Source organism: Enterobacter sp. H2G27, from assembly GCF_054403075.1.
Genome location: NZ_JBSVSI010000001.1, coordinates 709,290 through 729,788, shown reverse-complemented (window position 1 = coordinate 729,788; position 20,499 = coordinate 709,290). Strand labels below are relative to the sequence as shown.

Below are 20,499 nucleotides of genomic sequence, written 5' to 3'. Positions count from 1 at the left end.
TCACCGTAAACGATCTGTTAAGATTGACACAAATCGTTGCATTTGCGCCATCTTAAAAGGTGGAAACATTAGCGCATTAGCTGCCGAACCAGATCGTCGCGGATATCGCAGGCAGCGCCAGCACGCCGTCCTGAATCGTGGCCTTGCCCTCTTTACTCTTCCATGCTGCCACCTTCAGCAGCGGCGAATCATCCAGCACCACTTCGCAGGCCTCGCCCCGGTTTATCGCCACCAGCACGCGCTGCTGGTTATAGATGCGAGCAAACACCACCACGTTATCGTGGGCGTACACCACCTGACAGCCGCCATAGCGCAGGGCGAGACTCTGCTTACGCAGCTTCGCCAGGCGCTGATACAGGCTGAACAGCACCTTGTCCTGTTTCGCTGGCTCCCAGGGGAAAGTTTTGCGGCAGAACGGATCGTTGTTGCCGTCCAGCCCCACCTCGTCTCCGTAGTAGATACACGGCACGCCCGGCCAGGTAAAGAGCCAGGTCACCGCCAGCGGCAGACGCGCGACATCCTTGCCGAGCAGGGATTTAAAGCGCGCGGTGTCGTGACTATCGAGCTGGTTAAACATCCGCAGCTGCTGCTGATGCGACAGCCCGGCGCGGTAGTTCTCCATCCACGCCATGCAGGTTTCCGCGTCGATATGATTTGGATCGTAGGAGATATCGGTGTTGGCGAGGAATCCCCACAGCGGGAAGGTAAAGCCGCGATAGTTCATCGCCGCATCTTCCGCATCGTTCTGCAGCCACTGGCGCGCGTCACCAAAGTGCTCGCCAAAGACGAACGCCTCCGGCTGAGCCGCTTTCGCCGAGCGCGTGATCCCGGCGACGTGCTGAAGGTTATTCCGCGCTCCGCCCGCTTCACCGAGCATATGCACCACGTCCAGGCGCCAGCCGTCCATATTCCATGGTGCCTTCAGCCAGTGGCGCACGATGCTGTCTTCCCCGCCGTAAATCTCGTTCACCAGAGACGGCGACTGGAAATCCAGCTTCGGCAGGCTTGGGTAACCCAGCCAGTCCAGCGCACGCCCCTCCTCGTTAAAGCTGTACCAGTCGCGCTGCGGCGAGTCCGGGTTATGACATGCCCCGCCCATCGACTGGTTATGCCGGTCAAACCACGTATGCGAATCTCCGCTGTGGTTGAACACGCCGTCCAGAATCAGGCGCATGCCTTCGTTTTGGGTGTTCCTACGCAGGCGCAGCAGCGCCTCGTCACCGCCAAACTGCGCGTCAACGTGGCGATAATCTTCGGTATCGTATTTGTGTACGCTCGGGGCTTTAAACACCGGGTTGAGATACAGCGCCGTCACGCCGAGTTTTTTCAGGTACGGCAGCTTTTCGCTGATGCCGTCGAGATCGCCGCCGTAGAAGGTCGATCCGCCCGCCTGCGCGGTTAATGGCTCGTCCCACGCTTTCAGAATAATGTCATGACCCGCCGCATGGTGGTGATAGATCTTATCCTGGTCGGCAGTGCGCTTTTCGCTGCGCGCAAAACGGTCCGGGAAAATCTGGTAAAAGACCTGATCGTTAACCCACTGCGGGCCGTTATCCGGGTAATCGACCGCAAACTGTTCCAGCCGTGCGGGCGGGAAACGACTAAATCCCTGCGGGGTAAACCACAGCTGGCGGTTGTTCCATAAAAGCTTAAAGCTGTAACGGCGACGCGGCTGCCCGCTGCGCAGGTCGATATTCGCCCGCCAGGCCGTGATGCCAGGCTGCGGCTGGCTGCGCAGCTTGTGCATTTTCAACCCGGTCTCTTCGTTATCGATTTCGGCGCGGAGCGTCACGCGTTCAGGCTGGTTTTCACCCGCCAGCCAGAGCGTAATCACCAGGTTGTCTTTGTTTTGCTTAACAAATGGGGCAACCGGAAGGTGCCAGGCGTTTAACATCACGAATCCCCTTTGATGAAATTGACGTCACCTTGCCACAGGGTGGTTAAGGATAGCTCACCATGATGGGATTTATTGGGGGAGGAGGACGGGGGAGGAGGCACCAGTGCAGCCTGATGCCCTCACCCCAACCCTCTCCCACAAGGAGAGGGAGAAAAAAAGATTACTGCGCTTCCGCCAGCTGACGGTCGCGGCGGCATTTAAACACCCAGCCCACCAGCAGCAGCACAATCCACGCGCAGCCCACGTACAGTGAAATGCGGGTGTCCGGATGGTAGCCAATCAGGCCAATGATAAACACCAGGAAGATCAGCCCCACGACGGTCGTCGCAACGCCGCCCGGTACTTTGAACTTCAGCGCTTTCGCCTCATCCGGCGACAGGCGACGGCGGAAGGCAATCTGCGACAGCAGGATCATGATCCACACCCAGACGGTTGCGAAGGTCGCCAGGGACGCAATCACCAGGAAGACGTTCTCCGGCATGATGTAGTTCAGGTAAACCGAGAACAGCAGCGCCACGGTCATCACCACGACGGTCACCCACGGCGTGCCGCGGCGTGAGGTTTTGGCGAATACCTTCGGCGCACTGCCCTGCTCCGCCATGCCGTGCAGCATACGGCCTACGCCAAAGACGTCACTGTTAATCGCCGAAAGCGACGCGGTCAGCACCACAAAGTTCAGAATGCTGGCCGCAAACGCAATGCCCATATGCTGGAAGGTCAGGACAAACGGGCTACCGTTGGTGCCTACCTGGTTCCACGGGTAGATGGACATAATCACGAACAGCGTACCCACGTAGAACACCAGAATACGCATCGGCACAGAGTTGATGGCACGCGGAATGGATTTCTCCGGATCTTTCGCTTCCCCGGCGGTGATACCGATAATCTCGATACCGCCGTAGGCGAACATCACCATCTGCAGCGACATCACCATCCCGAGCCAGCCGTTGCTGAAGAAGCCGCCGTTGCTCCAGAGGTTGTGGATCCCGGTCGGCTGCCCGCCGTTGCCAATCCCCCAGATAATAATCCCGAAACCGGCCACAATCATGATGATGATGGTCGCGACCTTGAAGAAGGAGAACCAGAACTCCAGCTCGCCGAACACCTTCACGCTCATCAGGTTGACGGCGCAAATGATCAGCACCACGCTCAGCACCCAAATCCAGTGCGGTACCGCCGGGAACCAGACGCCCATGTAGATGCCAAACGCCGTCACGTCGGCAATCGCAACAATCAGGATTTCGAAGCAGTAGGTCCAGCCGGTGATAAACCCGGCCAGCGGGCCGAGGTTTTCCTGCGCGTAGCGGGAGAATGAGCTGGCGGAGGGGTTGTGAACCGACATTTCGCCGAGGGCGCGCATGATGATATACGCCGCCACGCCGCCGATAATGTACGCCAGCAGAACGCTAGGACCGGCCATTTTGATGGCATCTGCCGAGCCATAAAAAAGACCGGTGCCGATAGCAGAACCCAGCGCCATAAAGCGGATGTGGCGCGTGCTCAATCCACGTTTAAGTTTGTTAGTGCTTTCCATTTAAATCTTGCCATTCAACACGAAAAAAACAAAAAACCACGGGGCCTTAAGCCCCGTGGTTAAACAGTTTGTTGCCGTTGATTAATGAGCGTTCGATGCGACCTGACGCCCTGCAGCACGGTCCCAGATAATCGCCAGAACCAGTGCAACAACGGTAGGCATCAACCAGGCCAGACCCTGCTCGGACAGCGGCAGACGCTGTGTCCATGCCGGCAGTATGTGCGCGAAAGCTGATGCTTTAATCCCGTCAAGGATACCAAAAATCAGGCTGATAAACATGGCTGGCGCAATAATTCGTGAAGAGTTGTTCCACCACGGACGAGTAAAGCTCAGCACTACCAGTACGATGCACGGCGGATAAATCGCCGTCAACACCGGAATAGAGACCTGAATCAGGTGGCTCAGACCGAGGTTAGACACCGCCATGGAGAAGATACCGAGGATAAATACCAGGGTGCGGTAAGAAAGCGGCAGATACTGTGCAAAGAACTCTGCGCAGGCGCAGGTCAGGCCAACCGCGGTAACCAGACAGGCCAGGAAGATCAGCGCTGCCAGCAGCATACTGCCCGCACCGCCGAAGGTGTGCTGCACGTAGGCGTGAAGGATAGCCGCACCGTTGGCGTTCTGCTCAACCAGCATGGCGCTATCGGAACCCAGACGGAACAGCGCCAGATACAGCAGGGTCAGCCCCACACCGGCCATCAGGCCAGCCCAGATGGTGTAGCGGGTCAGCAGACGCGCTTCGGTCACACCGCGGGAACGCGCGGCGTTAACGATCACGATACCAAACACCATCGCGCCCAGCGTGTCCATCGTCAGGTAGCCGTTCACAAAGCCGTTAGAGAACGCGGCGTTTTTATAGGCGTCCATCGCGTCGCTAATCGGGCCGGCTGGCCAGACGATGGCCGCTACCGCCAGAACAATCAGCGCCACAATTTTCAGCGGAGCCAGGAAGTTACCCACGGTATCCAGCAGCTTGCCCGGATAGAGGGAAACCAGAATCACGATCGCGAAGTAGATCAGGCTGTAGATAAACAGCGGCATCGCACCGTCACCGGTCAGGGGAGCAATACCCACTTCGAAGGACACGGTTGCCGTACGCGGGGTCGCAAACAGCGGGCCAACGGCGAGATAGCAGACGGTTGCCAGCAGAACGCCCGCCACTTTGCCAATCGGGGTGCTGAGGCTATCCACACCGCCGCCGACTTTCGCCAGCGCGATGACGGTCAGCACCGGCAGACCCACGGCAGTAATCAGGAAACCAAACGCGGCGGTCCAGACGTGTTCACCCGCCTGTAAGCCAACCATTGGAGGGAAAATGATGTTGCCTGCGCCAACGAACAGCGCAAATGTCATAAAGCCCAGCGCGATGATGTCACGCGATTTTAAGTGATGGGTCATAAAACCTTACTGCCTGTGGATGTGGTGTTGAAAACATTGAGATTTTCGATATCCCTCACGGGACGATACAGCCGAAAATTTGCTCAATTTCAGCGGGAAATGCTCCCGTCCTGGCGTGGAGAAGAATAGTTTTTCGATTTACCACGCAAATACAGTCGGTCTGACAGTATCTGGGGCGCAATTTAAACGCTTATAACGTTTAAAGGCAAGGTGGGATCGCAAAACCAGAACAATATGCCAGCATGAAAATACGCACCAGCACAATACGCTGTTTATAAGAAAAACCCATGGCTAATCATGCGAACAAAAAACAGCCAGCCGTATAAAATTCATCCGCGTTTCGCTTGACTGCAAAGCAAACGGGCCAGCGATGGCTGCCCCGTGGAAAGGTAAAATGACACGCCTGCCGTCAGGCGATCTTTTTGGCAATTAATCGTTCCGGAATAACGAAACTGAAGCGGGTTCCTTTACCCAGCGTACTCTGAATATCGAGACGGCTTTCATGGTGATTGACCGCGTGTTTCACAATTGCCAGCCCCAGGCCGCTTCCGCCCGTCTGGCGCGATCGCGCTTTATCCACACGGTAAAAGCGCTCGGTCAGACGCGGAATATGCTCCGGCGCAATCCCCGGCCCGTTGTCCTCCACGCTAAACTCGGCCCCCGTTGGGGTATGGTGCCAGCGCACCACGATATCCGTCCCCTCCGGCGTATGATTCACCGCGTTATATACCAGGTTGGAAATGGCGCTGCGCAGCTCATCTTCGCTGCCCAGCACCTTCAGCGTGTTGTCGACGTCAAAGGTCAGGTGATGCTTTTTGTGGCTTAACGTCTGCGCTTCACGCTCCACGACCCGCAGCATCATCGGGACATCAATGGTGTCATTCAGCGCGAGCGTTGGCGCCGCTTCAATCTTAGAGAGCGTCAGCAGCTGCTTCACCAGGCCTTCCATCCGGTGCGTTTGCTCGCGCATGGTGTGCAGCGCTTTTTCACGCGGCGCACCTTCAAGCGTTTGCTCCTGCATCATCTCCAGGTAGCCCTGAAGCACGGTCAGCGGGGTACGCAGTTCGTGACTGACGTTGGCGAAGAAGTTGCGACGCGCCCCTTCCAGCTGGTGCATCTGGGTAACATCGCGCGCCACCATCAGCCACTGCTTATCGCTGTAGGGCATCACGCGTATTTCCAGATGGCGGCCATTATTGAGCTTAAGATTGTGCGGACGGGTGAAATCACGCTTTTTCAGATACAGCGTGAACTCGGGATAACGCAGAAGGTTGAGGATATTCTGGCCATTGTCATCCGGCCAGCGCAGGCCCAGCAGCTGCTGCGCCAGGCCGTTACACCAGAAGATCGTCCCTTCTTCGGTGGTCAGGATCACGGCATCCGGCAGCGACTCTGCACCGCTGCGAAAACGCTTAATCAGGCTTCCCAGCTCGCGGCGACGCTTTTTATTACGCATCTGCATCTGATGCAGACCGTAAAGCAACGGCTCCCAGCTGCCGCTTCCCGGCGGCGGCGTCATGCTTCGGTCAACCCACAGCCACCAGGAGAGGCGCAGCAGGTTCCAGAAATGCCAGATGAGCAGCCCGGTGACCGACGCCAGCAGAAACCACGGCAGGTGTCCAAGAAAGGCCCCCAGAATGAAGGCCGGAATACAGCATAAGATCAGTTCAAAGACGAGCCTTTTCCATGACAGACGTTCCAGCACGCGTCACACTCCTGTCATTGTTCAGAAACGGGTAGAAAAACGATAACCCGTGCCGCGGACCGTCTGCACCATGCGATCGTGGCCGCTCAGTTCCAGCGCTTTTCGCAGTCGGCGGATATGTACGTCAACCGTCCGGTCTTCGACATACACGTTAGTTCCCCAGACGTTATTCAGCAACTGCTCGCGGCTGTAAACGCGCTCCGGGTGGGTCATAAAGAAGTGCAGGAGTTTAAATTCGGTTGGCCCCATGTCGAGGGGATTTTCACCGGTCATCACACGGTGAGAAGTAGGATCAAGGCTCAGCCCCTGCATTTCGATCACCTCTTCCACCGCCATCGGCGAAATACGGCGCATCACGGCTTTAATGCGAGCCACCAGCTCTTTTGGGGAGAACGGTTTAGTAATGTAATCGTCCGCACCGGTCTCCAGACCGCGCACGCGATCCTCTTCTTCTCCGCGCGCCGTGAGCATCACAACCGGGATATCGCGGGTCAGCGCTTCACGCTTCAGGTGTTTGATAAACTGCAGTCCGGAGCCGCCGGGCAACATCCAGTCCAGCAGAATCAGATCGGGCCAGGGTTCATTCAGCTGGTTCACTGCGCTGTCATAATCTTCCGCTTCAACCGGCTGGAAGCCGTTTTGCTCGAGCACGAAGCACACCATTTCACGAATTGGAGCTTCATCTTCTACGACCAGAATACGTCTCGCCATACTTTGCCCTGTCTTATCTTATTTACGTTACAAGTTTGTAATTCGGCGCCATTATGCGTCAGATTTATGACAGATTTATGAAAAACAGTACCACGTTAACGGGCAAACCGTTGTTTTATTACAGCGGTTATTTTCCCTTCTCTGAACGTTTATAATCCTGCTTTCTCTTTTTTGCCACGGATCAGCTATGCGCATACTTCACACCTCGGACTGGCATCTGGGTCAAAATTTTTACAGCAAAAGCCGTGCGGCTGAACATGAAGCGTTCCTGGGCTGGCTGCTGGAAACGGCCCGGACGCACGAGGTGGATGCGATTATCGTGGCGGGTGACATCTTTGATACCGGCTCGCCGCCGAGCTATGCGCGCGAGCTGTACAACCGCTTCGTGGTGAATTTGCAACAAACAGGGTGTCATCTGGTGATTGTCGCCGGCAACCACGATTCCGTCGCAACGCTGAATGAATCCCGCGACATCCTGGCGTTTCTCAATACCACCGTCGTCGCCAGCGCCGGGCACGCCCCGCAGATCCTGAAAAAACGCGACGGGTCGCCGGGGGCGGTGCTGTGTCCGATTCCCTTTTTACGTCCACGGGACATCGTGCAAAGCCAGGCGGGGCTGTCGGGCGCGGAAAAGCAGCAGCATTTATTGCAGGCCATCACCGACTATTACCACCAGCAGCACGCCGAAGCTTGTGCATTGCGCGGTGACCAGCCGATACCGGTGATTGCAACCGGGCATCTCACCACGGTCGGGGCCAGTAAAAGTGACGCCGTGCGCGACATCTATATCGGCACGCTGGATGCCTTTCCGGCGCAAAACTTCCCGCCAGCCGACTACATCGCGCTCGGCCACATTCACCGGGCGCAGATCGTCGGTGGCTGCGAGCACATCCGCTACTGCGGCTCCCCCCTTTCGCTCAGCTTTGACGAAACGGGCAAAGCCAAATCCGTGCATCTGGTGACCTTCTCTGACGGAAAACTCAGCGCCGTCGACACGCTGGAGGTGCCCGTCACCCAGCCGCTGGCGGTGCTAAAGGGCGATCTCGACGCCATTACCGCCCAGCTGGAGCAGTGGCGCGGCGTCGAGCAAGATCCCCCCATCTGGCTGGATATCGAAATCACCACCGACGACTACCTGCACGATATGCAGCGAAAAATCCAGGCGCTGACCGAAGACTTGCCGGTAGAGGTGTTACTGGTGCGCCGCAGCCGCGAGCAGCGCGAGAAAATACTGTTAAGCGCTCAACGCGAAACGCTCAGTGAGCTTCGGGTTGAAGAGGTGTTTGAACGCAGGCTCTCGCAGGAGGAAATCGACGACACGAAGCGCGCAAGGCTCAGCGAACTGTTCAGCCATACCCTGCATGCGCTCAATGATGAGGAAGAAAACGCGTGAAAATTCTGAGCCTGCGCCTGAAAAATATCAACTCCCTCAAGGGCGAGTGGAAAATTGACTTTACCGCTGAGCCGTTTGCCAGCAACGGGCTGTTTGCCATCACCGGCGCGACCGGGGCAGGTAAAACTACCCTGCTCGACGCCATCTGTCTGGCGCTTTATCACGAAACGCCGCGCCTGAATAAGGTCTCCCAGGCGCAAAACGATCTGATGACGCGCGACACCGCCGAGTGCCTGGCGGAAGTGGAGTTCGAGGTAAAAGGCATCGCCTACCGCGCCTTCTGGAGCCAGAACCGGGCGCGCAACCAGCCGGACGGCAACCTGCAGGCACCGCGCGTTGAGCTGGCGCGCTGCGAAGATGGCAAAATCCTGGCCGACAAAGTGACGGATAAACTGGAGCAAACCGCCGCGCTCACCGGGCTGGACTATGGCCGCTTTACCCGCTCGATGCTGCTCTCACAGGGGCAGTTTGCCGCCTTCCTTAATGCCAAGCCGAGCGATCGCGCCGAGCTGCTGGAAGAGCTGACCGGCACCGAGATCTACGGCCAGATTTCCGCCATGGTGTTTGAAAAACACAAAGCCGCCCGCAGCGTGCTTGAAAAATGCGAGGCGCAGGCGGCGGGCGTCGTGCTGTTGAGTGAAGAGCAACAGCAGCAGTTACAGCAAAGTTTGCAGGCACTTACTGACGAAGAGAAAATCCTGCTGGAACAGCAGCAAAGCCAACAGAAAGATTTTCAGTGGCTTACGCGCCATGAAGAGCTCGTAAGAGAGCAACAGCGCGTCAACGCGCTCCAGCAGCATGCGCAACAGGCGATGGCGGACGCAGCACCTGAGCTGGCAAAACTCCAGCTTGCTCTGCCCGCCGCCCAACTTCGACCGCTTTGGGAGCATCAGCAGGAACAAACCGCACGCCTGACGCAAACGCAGCAGCGTATTATCGAAGTAAATACTCGCTTACAAGCCAGAACCGCGCTGCGTTCGCGTATTCGCAATACCGCCCTGCGTAACCACGAGCAGCTTCAGACCGAACTGACGGCGCTGGCGCAGTGGCTGGCGGAGCACGAGCGTTATCGCCTGCTGGGGCAGGAGATCGCCGGATGGCGTGCCCAGTTCTCGCAGCTTAACCGCGATATAACGCAGTTAGCCTCGCTTGCGGCGCGGATAAGTGAATTACGCAACAGGCTGGCTGCGATGCCGGAAAATGCGCTGACGCTAACGGCGGACGAAGTCAGCGTAGCCATGGAGCAGCAGTCCCGGTCACGCACGCTGCGCCAGCAGCTGACGTCGCTGCATGCCCGCTATCAGCCGCTGCAAAAGCGCCTGCGTCAGAGCGGTGAAAGCGTGCAGAAGGCGCAGGCCGAACAAAATAAACTCAATGAAACGCTGACGCTGCGCCGCCAGCAGTACAAAGAAAAAAACCAGCACTATCTCGACCTGAAAGCCCTGTGCGAAACCGAAGCAACAATCAAGAAGCTGGAGCATTACCGTTCGCAGCTTGAGGCGGGTAAACCCTGTCCGCTGTGCGGTTCCTGCGAACATCCGGCCGTTGAGCAATATCAGTCGCTTGAGCTGACGGATAACCAGCGCCGCCGTGATGCCCTGGAAAAAGAGGTCGCCGCGCTTAAAGAGGAAGGCCTGCTGGTGCTGGGACAGGTTAATGCCCTGACTCAGCAGATCCAGCGTGAAACAGACGACGCGCAGACGCTTTCTCAGGAAGAGCAAGCGCTCACTAAAGAGTGGATGGCGGCCTGCACGTCCCTGAACATTGCGTTGAATATTCAGGATGATATCGCGCCATGGCTGAACGAACAGGAACAGTACGAGCGCCAGCTTTATCAGCTCAGTCAGCGTCTGACCCTGCAAAACCAGCTGAACGAACAGGAAGCGCAGGAGCGGCAGTATCAGCAGCAGCAGGCTGCCACGCGCCAGGCGCTGGAACATGTCCTGCTCGCGCTCTCACTTAACGCACCTGAAGAGGGTCAGGAAGGCGCCTGGCTTCAGGCCCGTGAAGCTGAATTCGCGCAGTGGCAGGAGAAGCACGCGCAGCACGGCGTGCTTCAGGAACGCATAAACGCCCTGAAGCCGCTGCTCGACGCGCTTCCGGAAACGCACAGCGAAGAGGCCGAACCGGTTATCCCTGATAACTGGCGCGCCATCCACGACGAATGCGTGTCGCTGCAAAGCCAGCTCACCGCGCAGCAGCAGCAGGAAAAGCTGGAGCAAGAGCGCCTGCAGCAGTCGCAGACGCAGTTCACCGCGGCGCTCGCAGCGAGCTGCTTTGCCGATCGGGAGGCGTTCCTTGCCGCCCTGCTGGATGACGACGCTATTCGTCGCCTCGAACAGCTGAAGCAATCGCTGGAAAATCAGATACAGCAGGCCGCGGCCCTTTCCGGGCAGGCTAATCAGCAGCTGCAGGCTCATCTGGCGCTGCGGCCGGAAGGGCTCAACGAAGATGCTCCTGCGCTGCAAAGCCAGCTGCAGCAGCTGGCGCAACGGCTTCGCGAGAACACCACACATCAGGGTGAGATCCGTCAGCAGCTTAAGCAGGACAGCGATAACCGGCAGCACCAGCTGGCGTTGATGCAGGAAATTGAAGAGGCCGCGCGCCAGGCAGACGACTGGGGGTACCTGAACGCGCTGATCGGCTCGAGCACCGGCGACAAGTTCCGCAAGTTCGCCCAGGGGCTGACGCTGGACAATCTTGTCTGGCTTGCTAACCAGCAGCTTAACCGCCTGCACGGGCGTTATTTATTGCAGCGTAAGGCCAGCGACGCGCTGGAGCTGGAAGTGGTGGATACGTGGCAGGCGGATGCGGTTCGCGATACCCGCACGCTCTCAGGCGGCGAGAGCTTCCTGGTCAGCCTGGCGCTGGCGCTGGCGCTTTCCGATCTTGTGAGTCATAAAACGCGGATCGATTCCCTGTTCCTGGATGAAGGGTTCGGCACGCTCGACAGTGAGACGCTGGATACGGCGCTGGATGCGCTCGACGCACTGAACGCCACCGGGAAAACCATCGGCGTGATCAGCCACGTAGAGGCGATGAAAGAGCGTATTCCGGTGCAGATCAAGGTGAAGAAAATTAACGGGCTGGGGTATAGCAGGCTGGATAAGGAATTTGCGGTGGGGTGAAGGGTGGAACGGTGCGTTCTGGTGCCCCTCACCCTTGCCCTCTCCCACAGGGAGAGGGAATAAACACTATTTGCTTTTATTCCGGCCACAGCCACGCCGCGCCGCGCACGCCGCTGGAGTCACCGTGGACAGCTTTGCGGATCGGGGTTTCACACTCGCCGCCGAAGACCCACTGCTTCACCAGGTTCGGTACCGTGGCGTACAGCCGGTCGACGTTGCTCATGCCGCCGCCGAGCACAATCACGTCTGGATCGAGAATATTCACCACATGGGCCAGCGATTTCGCCAGCCGCATTTCGTAGCGGCTCAGCGCCAGCTCCGCCACCGGATCCTGTGCTTCGACCAGACGCATAATCTCATTTCCCTTAAGCTGCTGGCCGCTCAGGCGATGGTAGTCGGTCGCAAAACCGGTACCGGAGATAAACGTCTCAATACAGCCCTGCTTTCCGCAGTAGCACGGCACTTCAGCGCGGTATTTAAGCTCGTCTTCATCCATCCACGGCAGCGGGTTGTGACCCCACTCACCCGCGGTGCCGTTACCGCCGATATGGGCGCGTCCGCCAAACGCCACGCCCGCACCGCAGCCGGTACCGACGATCACGGCAAACACGGTCTGGGCACCTGCCGCCGCGCCGTCGATGGCCTCGGAGACCGCCAGACAGTTAGCGTCGTTGGCCAGACGCACTTCCCGGTTCAGACGTTGGCTCAAATCTTTATCGAACGGCTGACCGTTGAGCCAGGTGGAGTTGGCATTTTTAACCACGCCGGTATACGGCGAGATCGACCCCGGGATCCCCATCCCTACGCTCCCGGTTTGCCCTGTCGCCTGCTCGGCCATCTCAACCAGTTGAGCAATCGTCTCGATAGTCTGGCGATAATCATCGCGCGGCGTTGGCAGACGATGGCGAAACAGCTGCTGCCCCTGCTCGCTCAGTGCGATAACTTCTGTTTTGGTGCCACCCAAATCGATCCCAATACGCACAAGACTCTCCTCATTATTTTGATTATCAACAGAGTAGAAGCACGCATCCCGATTAGCAATGCAAGCGATGCGACAATTCGTTATCATGCCCGCTGATTTAACGACAAGGCCGTGGAAATTATCATGCTGTGGTTCAAAAATTTGATGGTTTACCGTCTCAGCCGCGACGTTTCGCTGCGTGCAGAAGAGATGGAAAAACAGTTAGCCGCTTATACCTTTTCCCCTTGCGGTAGCCAGGATATGGCAAAAACCGGTTGGGTTCCGCCAATGGGTTCACAAAGCGATGCACTGACCCACGCCAGCAGCACGGGTCAAATTATCGTCTGTGCCCGTAAAGAAGAGAAAATCCTGCCGACGCCGGTGGTTAAGCAGGCGCTCGAGGCGAAAATTTTTAAGCTGGAAGCCGAACAGGGCCGCAAGCTGAAAAAAACCGAAAAAGATTCGCTGAAGGACGAAGTACTGCACTCCCTGCTGCCGCGCGCCTTTAGCCGCTTCAGCCAGACCATGATGTGGATCGACACCGTCAACGGGCTGATCATGGTGGACTGCGCCAGCGCCAAGAAAGCAGAAGATACGCTGGCCCTGCTGCGCAAAAGCATCGGATCTTTACCGGTCGTTCCACTGGCGCTGGAAACGCCGATCGAGCTGACGCTGACCGAATGGGTACGCAGCGGCGCTGCGGCCCAGGGCTTCCAGATCCTTGATGAAGCCGAGCTGAAAGCCCTGCTGGAAGATGGCGGCGTGATCCGCGCGAAGAAGCAGGATCTGGTCAGCGACGAGATCGCCGTACACATCGAAGCGGGTAAAGTGGTCACCAAGCTGGCGCTCGACTGGCAGCAGCGCATCCAGTTCGTGATGTGCGACGACGGCTCCGTGAAGCGTCTGAAGTTCTGCGACGAGCTGCGCGATCAGAACGAAGATATCGACAGGGAAGATTACGCCCAGCGTTTTGACGCGGATTTCATCCTGATGACCGGCGAGCTGGCCGCGTTGATTCAGAATCTGGTGGAAGGTCTCGGCGGCGAAGCGCAGCGATAACGGGCAAAACGTAGGCCGGGTAAGCGTTAGCGCCACCCGGCTAATTTTTTATTTCAGGTAGCGGCACAGATAAGAGGTGGGCTCAGCCACCTGCAAATGAAATTCGCTGTGGCCAGGGACGTTGAAAACTTGCCCGGCAGCGTAAACTTTCCATTCCGTTTCGCCCGGCAGCAGGACGTTCAGCGCACCGCTGACGACCGTCATTTCTTCCGCTTCCGCCGTGCCAAAGGTGTATTCCCCTTCCGCCATTACGCCAACGCTGGCGCGGCCAGTGCTGCTGCTGGTAAAACCAATGGATTTCACTTTACCGGAAAAGTATTCGTTACTCTGAAGCATGAACTGGCCCTTATATTTTTAAATAAAAATTCACTATAGGGGCCATGCTCATCACCTGTCACGCAAAATCATTACACGAGCAGTTCCGAGGCCAGGCGAGCCATCAGAACGTTGGATAACAGCACCGGGACATCCAGCGCTTTTTGCAGTAAATCACGATGATGCTGGTGGAAACCCAGGCAGTCCAGAATCAGGACATCGGCCCCTCTCTCCAGCAGTTCCTTCCCGGCCGCAATGAGTTTGGCCTCGCTGTCCCAGAACGGATTCGCCAGCGCGTACAAGGGCACTTTTTCCAGCACGTGCCATTTTGCCTCCTGGTTATCCATGAGCTCCTCGATGGGGACAATCACCCCCACCTGATGACCATCCACGATGGAGGCCACCAGCGGCGGAATGATCCGCATAGGTTCCAGCAAAATCGCATTGCGCGCCGTGAGCCCCTTAATGGGAGCCGTGCTCATCAGCAAAATAACGTCATAACCTTGATTATCGAGCACTTCTATCACGCCCTGCAGCGAGCGCTCGATTTTCTGGCGTGAAACGTGCGCCAGTTTACCGTCACTTAATAACGTCGCCAGGGGATCCTCCCCCGCCTCGACAGCGTAGTCCTCCATGACCTCTTCCCGACTCATCTTCCCCAGCAGGCTAAGATGCGTTATCTGTTGTTCAGATACATGCTCGGTTAAGAGCGGTAACACTTCGCTTACAGGGACCACACCAATGGTGAGGATCGCCAACGTTGCCTTCATCTTTATCGCCTTCCATTACTCCAACATCGTGCACACAGGTACAGGCTCACTACGCTGCACAGTTCGTTTTTTCAACAAAACAGCACCAAGCGTAGCAGGTGATCCCGACATCGAAATGTAAAGATCGCCTGCCGATACCAGAGTTACTTGTAATAACTAAATATTAACTCCTGCTTAACTTTCACGATGAGTAAAAAGTGTGATTCAGGCACGATCCTGGAGCGTTTAGGAAAACATTCAGGTTATGTCGGGATCTTCATAGCGCCGTTTCGCATCCAGCGCTTCCTGTTCAGTCTCGTGTTCACTGATCAGCGAGTCCGGCTTGGGGTGATCGGCACGCAGTTGATACCAGGTCACGGTATGACCCGTATGGCCTTTTTCAACGGTTACAATGCGCGCTTCACGCGGATAGGGAGGTCTGGTTGGCATAGCTCATCCTTTTTTTATGTCTGAGCTATAAGTATAGACGCCGCTTAGCTGGCACAAGCCAAACGCAGGGCGGTAATAATCTGAATCACAACGTCTTCAGGAGAGGCTGACGCATCCACCACGTGGTGAGCCGCTTCGCGGTATAACGCATCGCGTTCCGCCAGCACTTCACTCACCTCTTCGTTCAGCGGCCTGGAGGTCAGCGCAGGGCGTTGCCCCTCTTCCGGAAAGGCTTCCAGACGCCCAACCAGGGCCGACACCGGCGCGCTAAGGTAGATCACAATCCCCTTTTCGCGCATAAAGTGACGATTACACTCCGCCAGAACAATGCCACCCCCGGTCGCGATCACGGCAGACGGGGTGGTGACCGCTTTCAGCGCGGCCGTTTCGCGCGCGCGAAAGCTCTCCCATCCCTCTTGCTCAACAATCTCAGCGATGGTTTTTCCAGCCTCGGTTTGCAGCCAGTGGTCGGTATCCACAAACTGGCGATGACACACGCGTGCCAGGTCCAGGCCAACGGTGGTTTTCCCACAGCCGCGGGGGCCAACTAAAAAGATGGGTTGGGTCATAGCCAGGTGTTCCCCTTGATGCCGGATGGCTGAAGAGTGTAAAGAAATAATTGCAGAAGATGTTGCGATTACTTTACTGCAAAGCGGTACGGGATGACAACCCTGTGGAAGCCACACTGTACCACAAATTGACAATAATTATCATTACGCTGTGCGGCGCTTCACTTCCAGCAGCCATTTATCCAGTTCGGCAGCAAACTGCTGACGATCGCGCTGTGACAGGCTGTCCGGTCCCCCGGTCTGCACGCCGCTGGCCCGCATCGTATCCATAAAATCGCGCATGGTGAGCTTCTCGCGAATGGTCGACGGCGAGTATCGCTCTCCGCGCGGATTGAGCGCCGCCGCCCCTTTTTCCAGCACTTCGGCAGCCAGCGGAATATCCGCCGTGATCACCAGATCCTCCGCGCTGCACAGGCGGACAATTTCGTTATCCGCCACGTCGAACCCGGCCGGCACGCGCAAAGAGCGGATGAAGCGCGAAGGCGGTACGCGAATATTCTGGTTCGCCACCAGCGTCAGCGGCATCTGAACGCGCTCGGCGGCGCGAAATAAAATCTCTTTAATCACATTCGGACACGCGTCCGCATCAACCCAAATCGCCATATTGTCTCCCCATAATAACTCTGCCGACTATTGTCGCCTGCATTTCGTTGTTAAGCTATCAATCAGAGAAAACAACGCATAATGACGGAGAATCGTGATGGACAAGAAAATCGGGTTTATCGGCTGCGGTAACATGGGCAAAGCCATCCTGGGCGGCCTGATCGCCAGCGGGCAGGTGCTGCCGGGTCAGATTTGGGTCTATACCCCGTCACCGGACAAGGTCGCAGCGTTGCGCGATCAGTACGGGATCAACGCCGCCGAAAGCGCGCAGGAAGTGGCCCAGGTCGCCGATATCGTCTTTGGCGCCGTCAAGCCGAACATCATGATCAAAGTGCTGAGTGACATCACCTCCAGCCTGAATAAAGAGACGCTGGTCGTGTCGATTGCCGCGGGCGTCACCCTCGATCAGCTGGCGCGCGCGCTGGGTCACGATCGTAAAATCGTCCGCGCGATGCCCAATACCCCTTCGCTGGTCAACGCCGGCATGACCTCCGTCACGTCTAACGCGCTGGTGACCTCAGAAGAAGTGGCTGATGTACTGAACATTTTCCGCTGCTTCGGCGAAGCAGAAGTGATTGCCGAATCGATGATCCATCCGGTGGTCGGCGTCAGTGGATCAGCCCCTGCGTATGTCTTCATGTTTTTAGAAGCGATGGCCGATGCCGCCGTGCTTGGCGGAATGCCGCGCGCCCAGGCGTATAAGTTCGCCGCGCAGGCCGTCATGGGCTCCGCCAAAATGGTGCTGGAGACCGGTAAACACCCGGGTGAGCTGAAAGATATGGTCTGCTCCCCTGGCGGTACCACCATTGAAGCGGTGCGGGTGCTGGAGGAGCGCGGGTTCCGCTCGGCCGTCATTGAGGCAATGGCAAAATGCATGGAAAAATCAGAGAAGCTGAGTAAATCCTGATTTCTGACCGGGCGTCAGGCGGCCACTTCGGTGCGGCCGCGCCCGGCATTTTTCGCCCTGTACAGCGCCACGTCAGCCGCCTTCAGCCATTCCCGATAATGTCCAAACTGCGGCCCCCAGGGGGCAACGCCTACGCTGATGCGCAGCGCCTCTTTTGGTGCGCACGGTAACGTCAGTTTTTCCAGCCGCTCATGCAACCGCGACATCACCGCGATGGCGCTTTCCGCCGCGGTCTGCGACATAATCACCGCAAACTCATCCCCACCAAACCGGCCTATAGCATCGCCTGACCGTACTGACCGCTGGAGCTGACGCGTAATGGCGATGATCGCCTCGTCGCCCACAGCGTGCCCCCAGGTGTCGTTGATGTTTTTAAAGTGGTCGATATCAATCAGCAAAATCGTGGCGGTGCAGTGGTCGCGGCGGCAATGCTCAAATTCATTTCGCAGCAGCATTTCCCAGTGGCGGCGATTAAAGACCCCGGTCATGCCGTCACGGGTGCTCATCATTTCCAGCCGCTGCTTGTGTTCTGCAAGCCTGACGGCGGTGCGGTGGCTGAGCCAGGCAAACAGCATGGGATAAAGCACCAGTACGGGCAGCGTTAGGCCCCACTCTACCGGGTCGGGCCTGAAGACGGCCACGCTCCCGACAAGCGGCAGCGTCACCAGCGCGGAGAGCAGGGTCAACAGGATCCCCGGGATAAACAGACGACAGCCCCCTGAGCCCATCATATTCATCCCTACCATCATCACCAGCGCTGCCGAGGGTAACGCATTCATCCCCATCACGCCGATCCAGAGCCCGGCAATGATGGCATCGATCTTAAGATTGAACACTTCCTGCTGTTGAGGTGACGCGGCCCGGCAGGATAACTGCCAGGCGAAATGGGGCCATACGAACGCCCAACCGACCAGTAAAAGCCACCAGCCTCCGGGTAAAAAATGGGTGACCAGCATTCCCGCAACCGGGAAAAACATCGCTGCCAGCCCCGCGGCGCGCGCCAGCCGAACTCGCCGGGCAAACTGAATGCCGGCGCGGTGAGGGTCATCCTGAGAAAGGGTTAAATTCCACTCTTCCCGAATGCGCTTTTTGTTGTAATACGTTTCATCATTCATCATTTTTGGGAATATTCTGAAACATTTTCCCAAATTATAGAGAGGGGGTCTGCGGGGAAAGTATGAAATTTCGGGTGAGCCGCCGATGCCGCTCACCCGTTCGAACTACACTTTTTTCTTCAGGCAGGCACTCATGAACTTGCTGCGGTCATCCCCTTTAAGGGACTGTTCGGTTGCCTTGGCATTACACTCGCGCATCTTTTGCTGCTGAGGCGTGAGGCTTTTTTCAGCCGGCTTCGAGGCGCCGTTTTTGAGGCAGTCGCTCATATAGGTCTTACGAGCATCGCCCTTAAGACTCTGAGACGTCGCCTGTTGATTACAGGTGGTCATACGCTGCTGCTGCGGCGTTAACGTTTTCTCTTCCGCGTTCGCCGATGCGACCAGGAACAGGCCGGAGAGCAGAGTAACCAGTAATGTTGTTTTCATTGCACCATCCTTTTGTGAACATTCCCTGTAAGTCTGGTTCGTGACAGGAAAAAAACCACCCGGCAGATGTGATTTCCGCCGGGATTTTATTATTTAAGGCCCAGCGCCGCCTTCATGGTGTAGAACAGATCCGTTTGATCGGTCAGGCCTACCACGTTGGCCGCGTGCGGGCCGTAGGCGGCAATACGCAGCTGGGTGCCCGTGTGCTCCATGGACTCTTCTTCAGAGTTACCGTAGCTCATCACCATGACGGCACCATCTTTGGTGTTCAGCGCCTGCGTCAGGCCAGGGGCTTTGGTATCTGGCGGAACGATCTGGCTGGCGTGCGCGTGGTCCGCGGTGACGATCACCAGGGTGTTACCGTCTTTTTTCGCGAACGCGAGCGCCTTCTGCACCGCTTCGTCCAGATCGACGGTTTCGCCAATCTGACCGCACGGATTTGCCGCATGATCCTGCTTATCGATCGACGCGCCTTCTACCTGCAGGAAGAACCCTTTTTCGCTCTTGCTCAGCAGAGAGATCGCTTTATCGGTCATCGCCGCCAGCGTCGGTACGCTGTCCGTGCGTTTCGGGTTTGGCGTACAAGTCACCGCAGGCTTATCGATATTGCCGTGATACGAGGCTTTTGGTCCTTCCCAGCGCACGGGCATGTTGCCGTCAGAGAACAGCCCCAGCAGCGGTTTATCCTGGTTCGCCTCGCTTATCGCCGCCAGAGCATTTGCGTCACTCACCAGCTGATAGCCGCGAGCCTGCGCCTGCTCGCGCAGCGTTTTGCCCTGCCACTCGCCCGCCGTCGCGGTTTCCGCGAAGGTTTTCGCGCCGCCGCCCAGCGTCACGTCAGGACGCGCGTTCAGCAGCTGTTCCGTAATCGAACCTTTGCCGCCTTTTTCCAGCGCATTTGTAGGGCATTTTTCGCTGGTCACTGACGGGCCGTAGCACTTACGCGAGGTCACGTGTGCCACCAGCGCCGCAGGCGTCGCATCCTGAAGTTCAGCGGTGGAGACGTTGCCGGTCGCCAGGCCCGCCGCTTTTGCCATCTCCAGAAGGGTTTGATGATCTTTTTCGTGAATATCCACGCCCAGCGCACCATTATAGGTTTTCACGCCGGTGGACCACGCCGTGGCAGAGGCCGCGGAGTCCGTTACGTAATCCGGTTTACCGGTTTTTTTATCCAGCGCGTAGTGGGTATATTGTCCGGTCAACGGTAATGCGTCGATACCTTTAAAAAAGCCGCCCGCACCCTCGGCATAATTTCGCGCCGCCGTGATTTCGGAATCCCCCATTCCATCGCCAATCAGCAGAATAATATTTTTCGCCGGCTTATCATTCAGCGAAGCGCGAATAGCAGCAGTTTGATCTTCTGATAAACGACGCGCGCCGCCAGGCTGGGTGATATCCCCTTTTGCCGCACGATTATCCAGCACGCTGGTTTGCGTCGTATCAGCATAAATGGCAGGGGTAATTAACAGGGGAAGTAATGCGATGAAAAGTGCGCTCTGTTTCAATTTATTTTCTCCATGTACAAATACATAAAAATAAAAACAGAGCGACTATAGGCATCCTGCATGACAATTCT

At 57.2% G+C, this 20,499-nt stretch carries 18 protein-coding genes; 4 read left to right on the top strand and 14 right to left on the bottom strand.

Translation table 11 applies throughout. The features are described 5' to 3' along the window. Window positions 1-76 precede the first annotated feature (76 nt). From malZ to phoB, 5 genes are all read right to left on the bottom strand, one after another. Window positions 77-1,894, bottom strand: coding sequence for a maltodextrin glucosidase (gene malZ / locus ACW9E7_RS03385; RefSeq protein WP_458727258.1), 1,818 nt, complete (start codon window positions 1,892-1,894; stop codon window positions 77-79). A 163-nt stretch (window positions 1,895-2,057) separates the two neighbouring features. Continuing rightward, window positions 2,058-3,431 (bottom strand): proline-specific permease ProY, encoded by a 1,374-nt coding sequence (proY, locus tag ACW9E7_RS03380; protein WP_008503261.1) that lies wholly within the window; start codon window positions 3,429-3,431, stop codon window positions 2,058-2,060. 81 nt (window positions 3,432-3,512) lie between these two features. Then, window positions 3,513-4,832, bottom strand: a complete 1,320-nt coding sequence (gene brnQ / locus ACW9E7_RS03375) for a branched-chain amino acid transporter carrier protein BrnQ (protein ID WP_111963434.1) — start codon at window positions 4,830-4,832, stop codon at window positions 3,513-3,515. Window positions 4,833-5,241: 409 nt separating this feature from the next. Next, window positions 5,242-6,537, bottom strand: coding sequence for a phosphate regulon sensor histidine kinase PhoR (gene phoR, locus ACW9E7_RS03370; protein WP_045909799.1), 1,296 nt, complete (start codon window positions 6,535-6,537; stop codon window positions 5,242-5,244). Window positions 6,538-6,558: 21 nt separating this feature from the next. Further along, window positions 6,559-7,248, bottom strand: a complete 690-nt coding sequence (gene phoB / locus ACW9E7_RS03365) for a phosphate response regulator transcription factor PhoB (protein ID WP_008503265.1) — start codon at window positions 7,246-7,248, stop codon at window positions 6,559-6,561. Between the two features lie 187 nt (window positions 7,249-7,435). On the opposite strand from phoB, the gene sbcD reads away from it, so the two are divergent. Both sbcD and sbcC read left to right on the top strand, forming a co-directional pair. Next, entirely contained in the window at window positions 7,436-8,641 is a 1,206-nt protein-coding gene (sbcD, locus tag ACW9E7_RS03360; protein WP_458727257.1) for an exonuclease subunit SbcD, read from the top strand. Next, entirely contained in the window at window positions 8,638-11,769 is a 3,132-nt protein-coding gene (gene sbcC, locus ACW9E7_RS03355; RefSeq protein ID WP_458727256.1) for an exonuclease subunit SbcC, read from the top strand. Before sbcD ends, sbcC begins: the two co-directional genes overlap by 4 nt. A gap of 76 nt (window positions 11,770-11,845) precedes the next feature. On the opposite strand, the gene mak is transcribed toward sbcC, so the two are convergent. Continuing rightward, complete coding sequence (mak, locus tag ACW9E7_RS03350) at window positions 11,846-12,751, bottom strand: fructokinase (protein ID WP_143344746.1); 906 nt, start codon at window positions 12,749-12,751, stop codon at window positions 11,846-11,848. 123 nt (window positions 12,752-12,874) lie between these two features. Between mak and rdgC the strand changes: the two genes are divergently transcribed. Then, window positions 12,875-13,789, top strand: a complete 915-nt coding sequence (gene rdgC, locus ACW9E7_RS03345; protein WP_023310540.1) for a recombination-associated protein RdgC — start codon at window positions 12,875-12,877, stop codon at window positions 13,787-13,789. Between the two features lie 48 nt (window positions 13,790-13,837). Here rdgC and ppnP read toward each other — a convergent pair whose 3' ends face one another. The 5 genes from ppnP to ACW9E7_RS03320 all read right to left on the bottom strand — a co-directional run bounded on the left by ppnP (window position 13,838) and on the right by ACW9E7_RS03320 (window position 16,475). Then, the gene (ppnP, locus tag ACW9E7_RS03340; protein ID WP_008503270.1) at window positions 13,838-14,125 is read right to left on the bottom strand and encodes a pyrimidine/purine nucleoside phosphorylase; all 288 of its coding nucleotides are present in this window, start codon (window positions 14,123-14,125) and stop codon (window positions 13,838-13,840) included. Window positions 14,126-14,196: 71 nt separating this feature from the next. Beyond that, a complete protein-coding gene (locus tag ACW9E7_RS03335) occupies window positions 14,197-14,874 on the bottom strand; it encodes an AroM family protein (RefSeq protein WP_032661586.1) in 678 nt (225 codons plus the stop codon). 237 nt (window positions 14,875-15,111) lie between these two features. Then, the gene (yaiA, locus tag ACW9E7_RS03330; protein ID WP_023334675.1) at window positions 15,112-15,303 is read right to left on the bottom strand and encodes a protein YaiA; all 192 of its coding nucleotides are present in this window, start codon (window positions 15,301-15,303) and stop codon (window positions 15,112-15,114) included. Window positions 15,304-15,347: 44 nt separating this feature from the next. Then, window positions 15,348-15,872, bottom strand: a complete 525-nt coding sequence (aroL, locus tag ACW9E7_RS03325) for a shikimate kinase AroL (protein WP_248172671.1) — start codon at window positions 15,870-15,872, stop codon at window positions 15,348-15,350. Between the two features lie 144 nt (window positions 15,873-16,016). Further along, window positions 16,017-16,475 (bottom strand): YaiI/YqxD family protein, encoded by a 459-nt coding sequence (locus tag ACW9E7_RS03320; RefSeq protein WP_010428006.1) that lies wholly within the window; start codon window positions 16,473-16,475, stop codon window positions 16,017-16,019. A gap of 97 nt (window positions 16,476-16,572) precedes the next feature. Between ACW9E7_RS03320 and proC the strand changes: the two genes are divergently transcribed. Further along, window positions 16,573-17,382, top strand: a complete 810-nt coding sequence (gene proC / locus ACW9E7_RS03315) for a pyrroline-5-carboxylate reductase (protein WP_458727255.1) — start codon at window positions 16,573-16,575, stop codon at window positions 17,380-17,382. A 14-nt stretch (window positions 17,383-17,396) separates the two neighbouring features. Here the strand turns inward: proC and adrA are convergent, their stop codons facing one another. The 3 genes from adrA to phoA all read right to left on the bottom strand — a co-directional run bounded on the left by adrA (window position 17,397) and on the right by phoA (window position 20,428). Next, window positions 17,397-18,500 (bottom strand): diguanylate cyclase AdrA, encoded by a 1,104-nt coding sequence (gene adrA, locus ACW9E7_RS03310; RefSeq protein WP_458727254.1) that lies wholly within the window; start codon window positions 18,498-18,500, stop codon window positions 17,397-17,399. 102 nt (window positions 18,501-18,602) lie between these two features. Beyond that, complete coding sequence (psiF, locus tag ACW9E7_RS03305) at window positions 18,603-18,923, bottom strand: phosphate starvation-inducible protein PsiF (RefSeq protein ID WP_008503278.1); 321 nt, start codon at window positions 18,921-18,923, stop codon at window positions 18,603-18,605. 89 nt (window positions 18,924-19,012) lie between these two features. Beyond that, window positions 19,013-20,428 carry an alkaline phosphatase gene (phoA, locus tag ACW9E7_RS03300; protein ID WP_274242213.1) on the bottom strand — a complete coding sequence of 472 codons (1,416 nt, stop codon included), beginning with the start codon at window positions 20,426-20,428 and terminating at the stop codon, window positions 19,013-19,015. Window positions 20,429-20,499 lie beyond the last annotated feature (71 nt).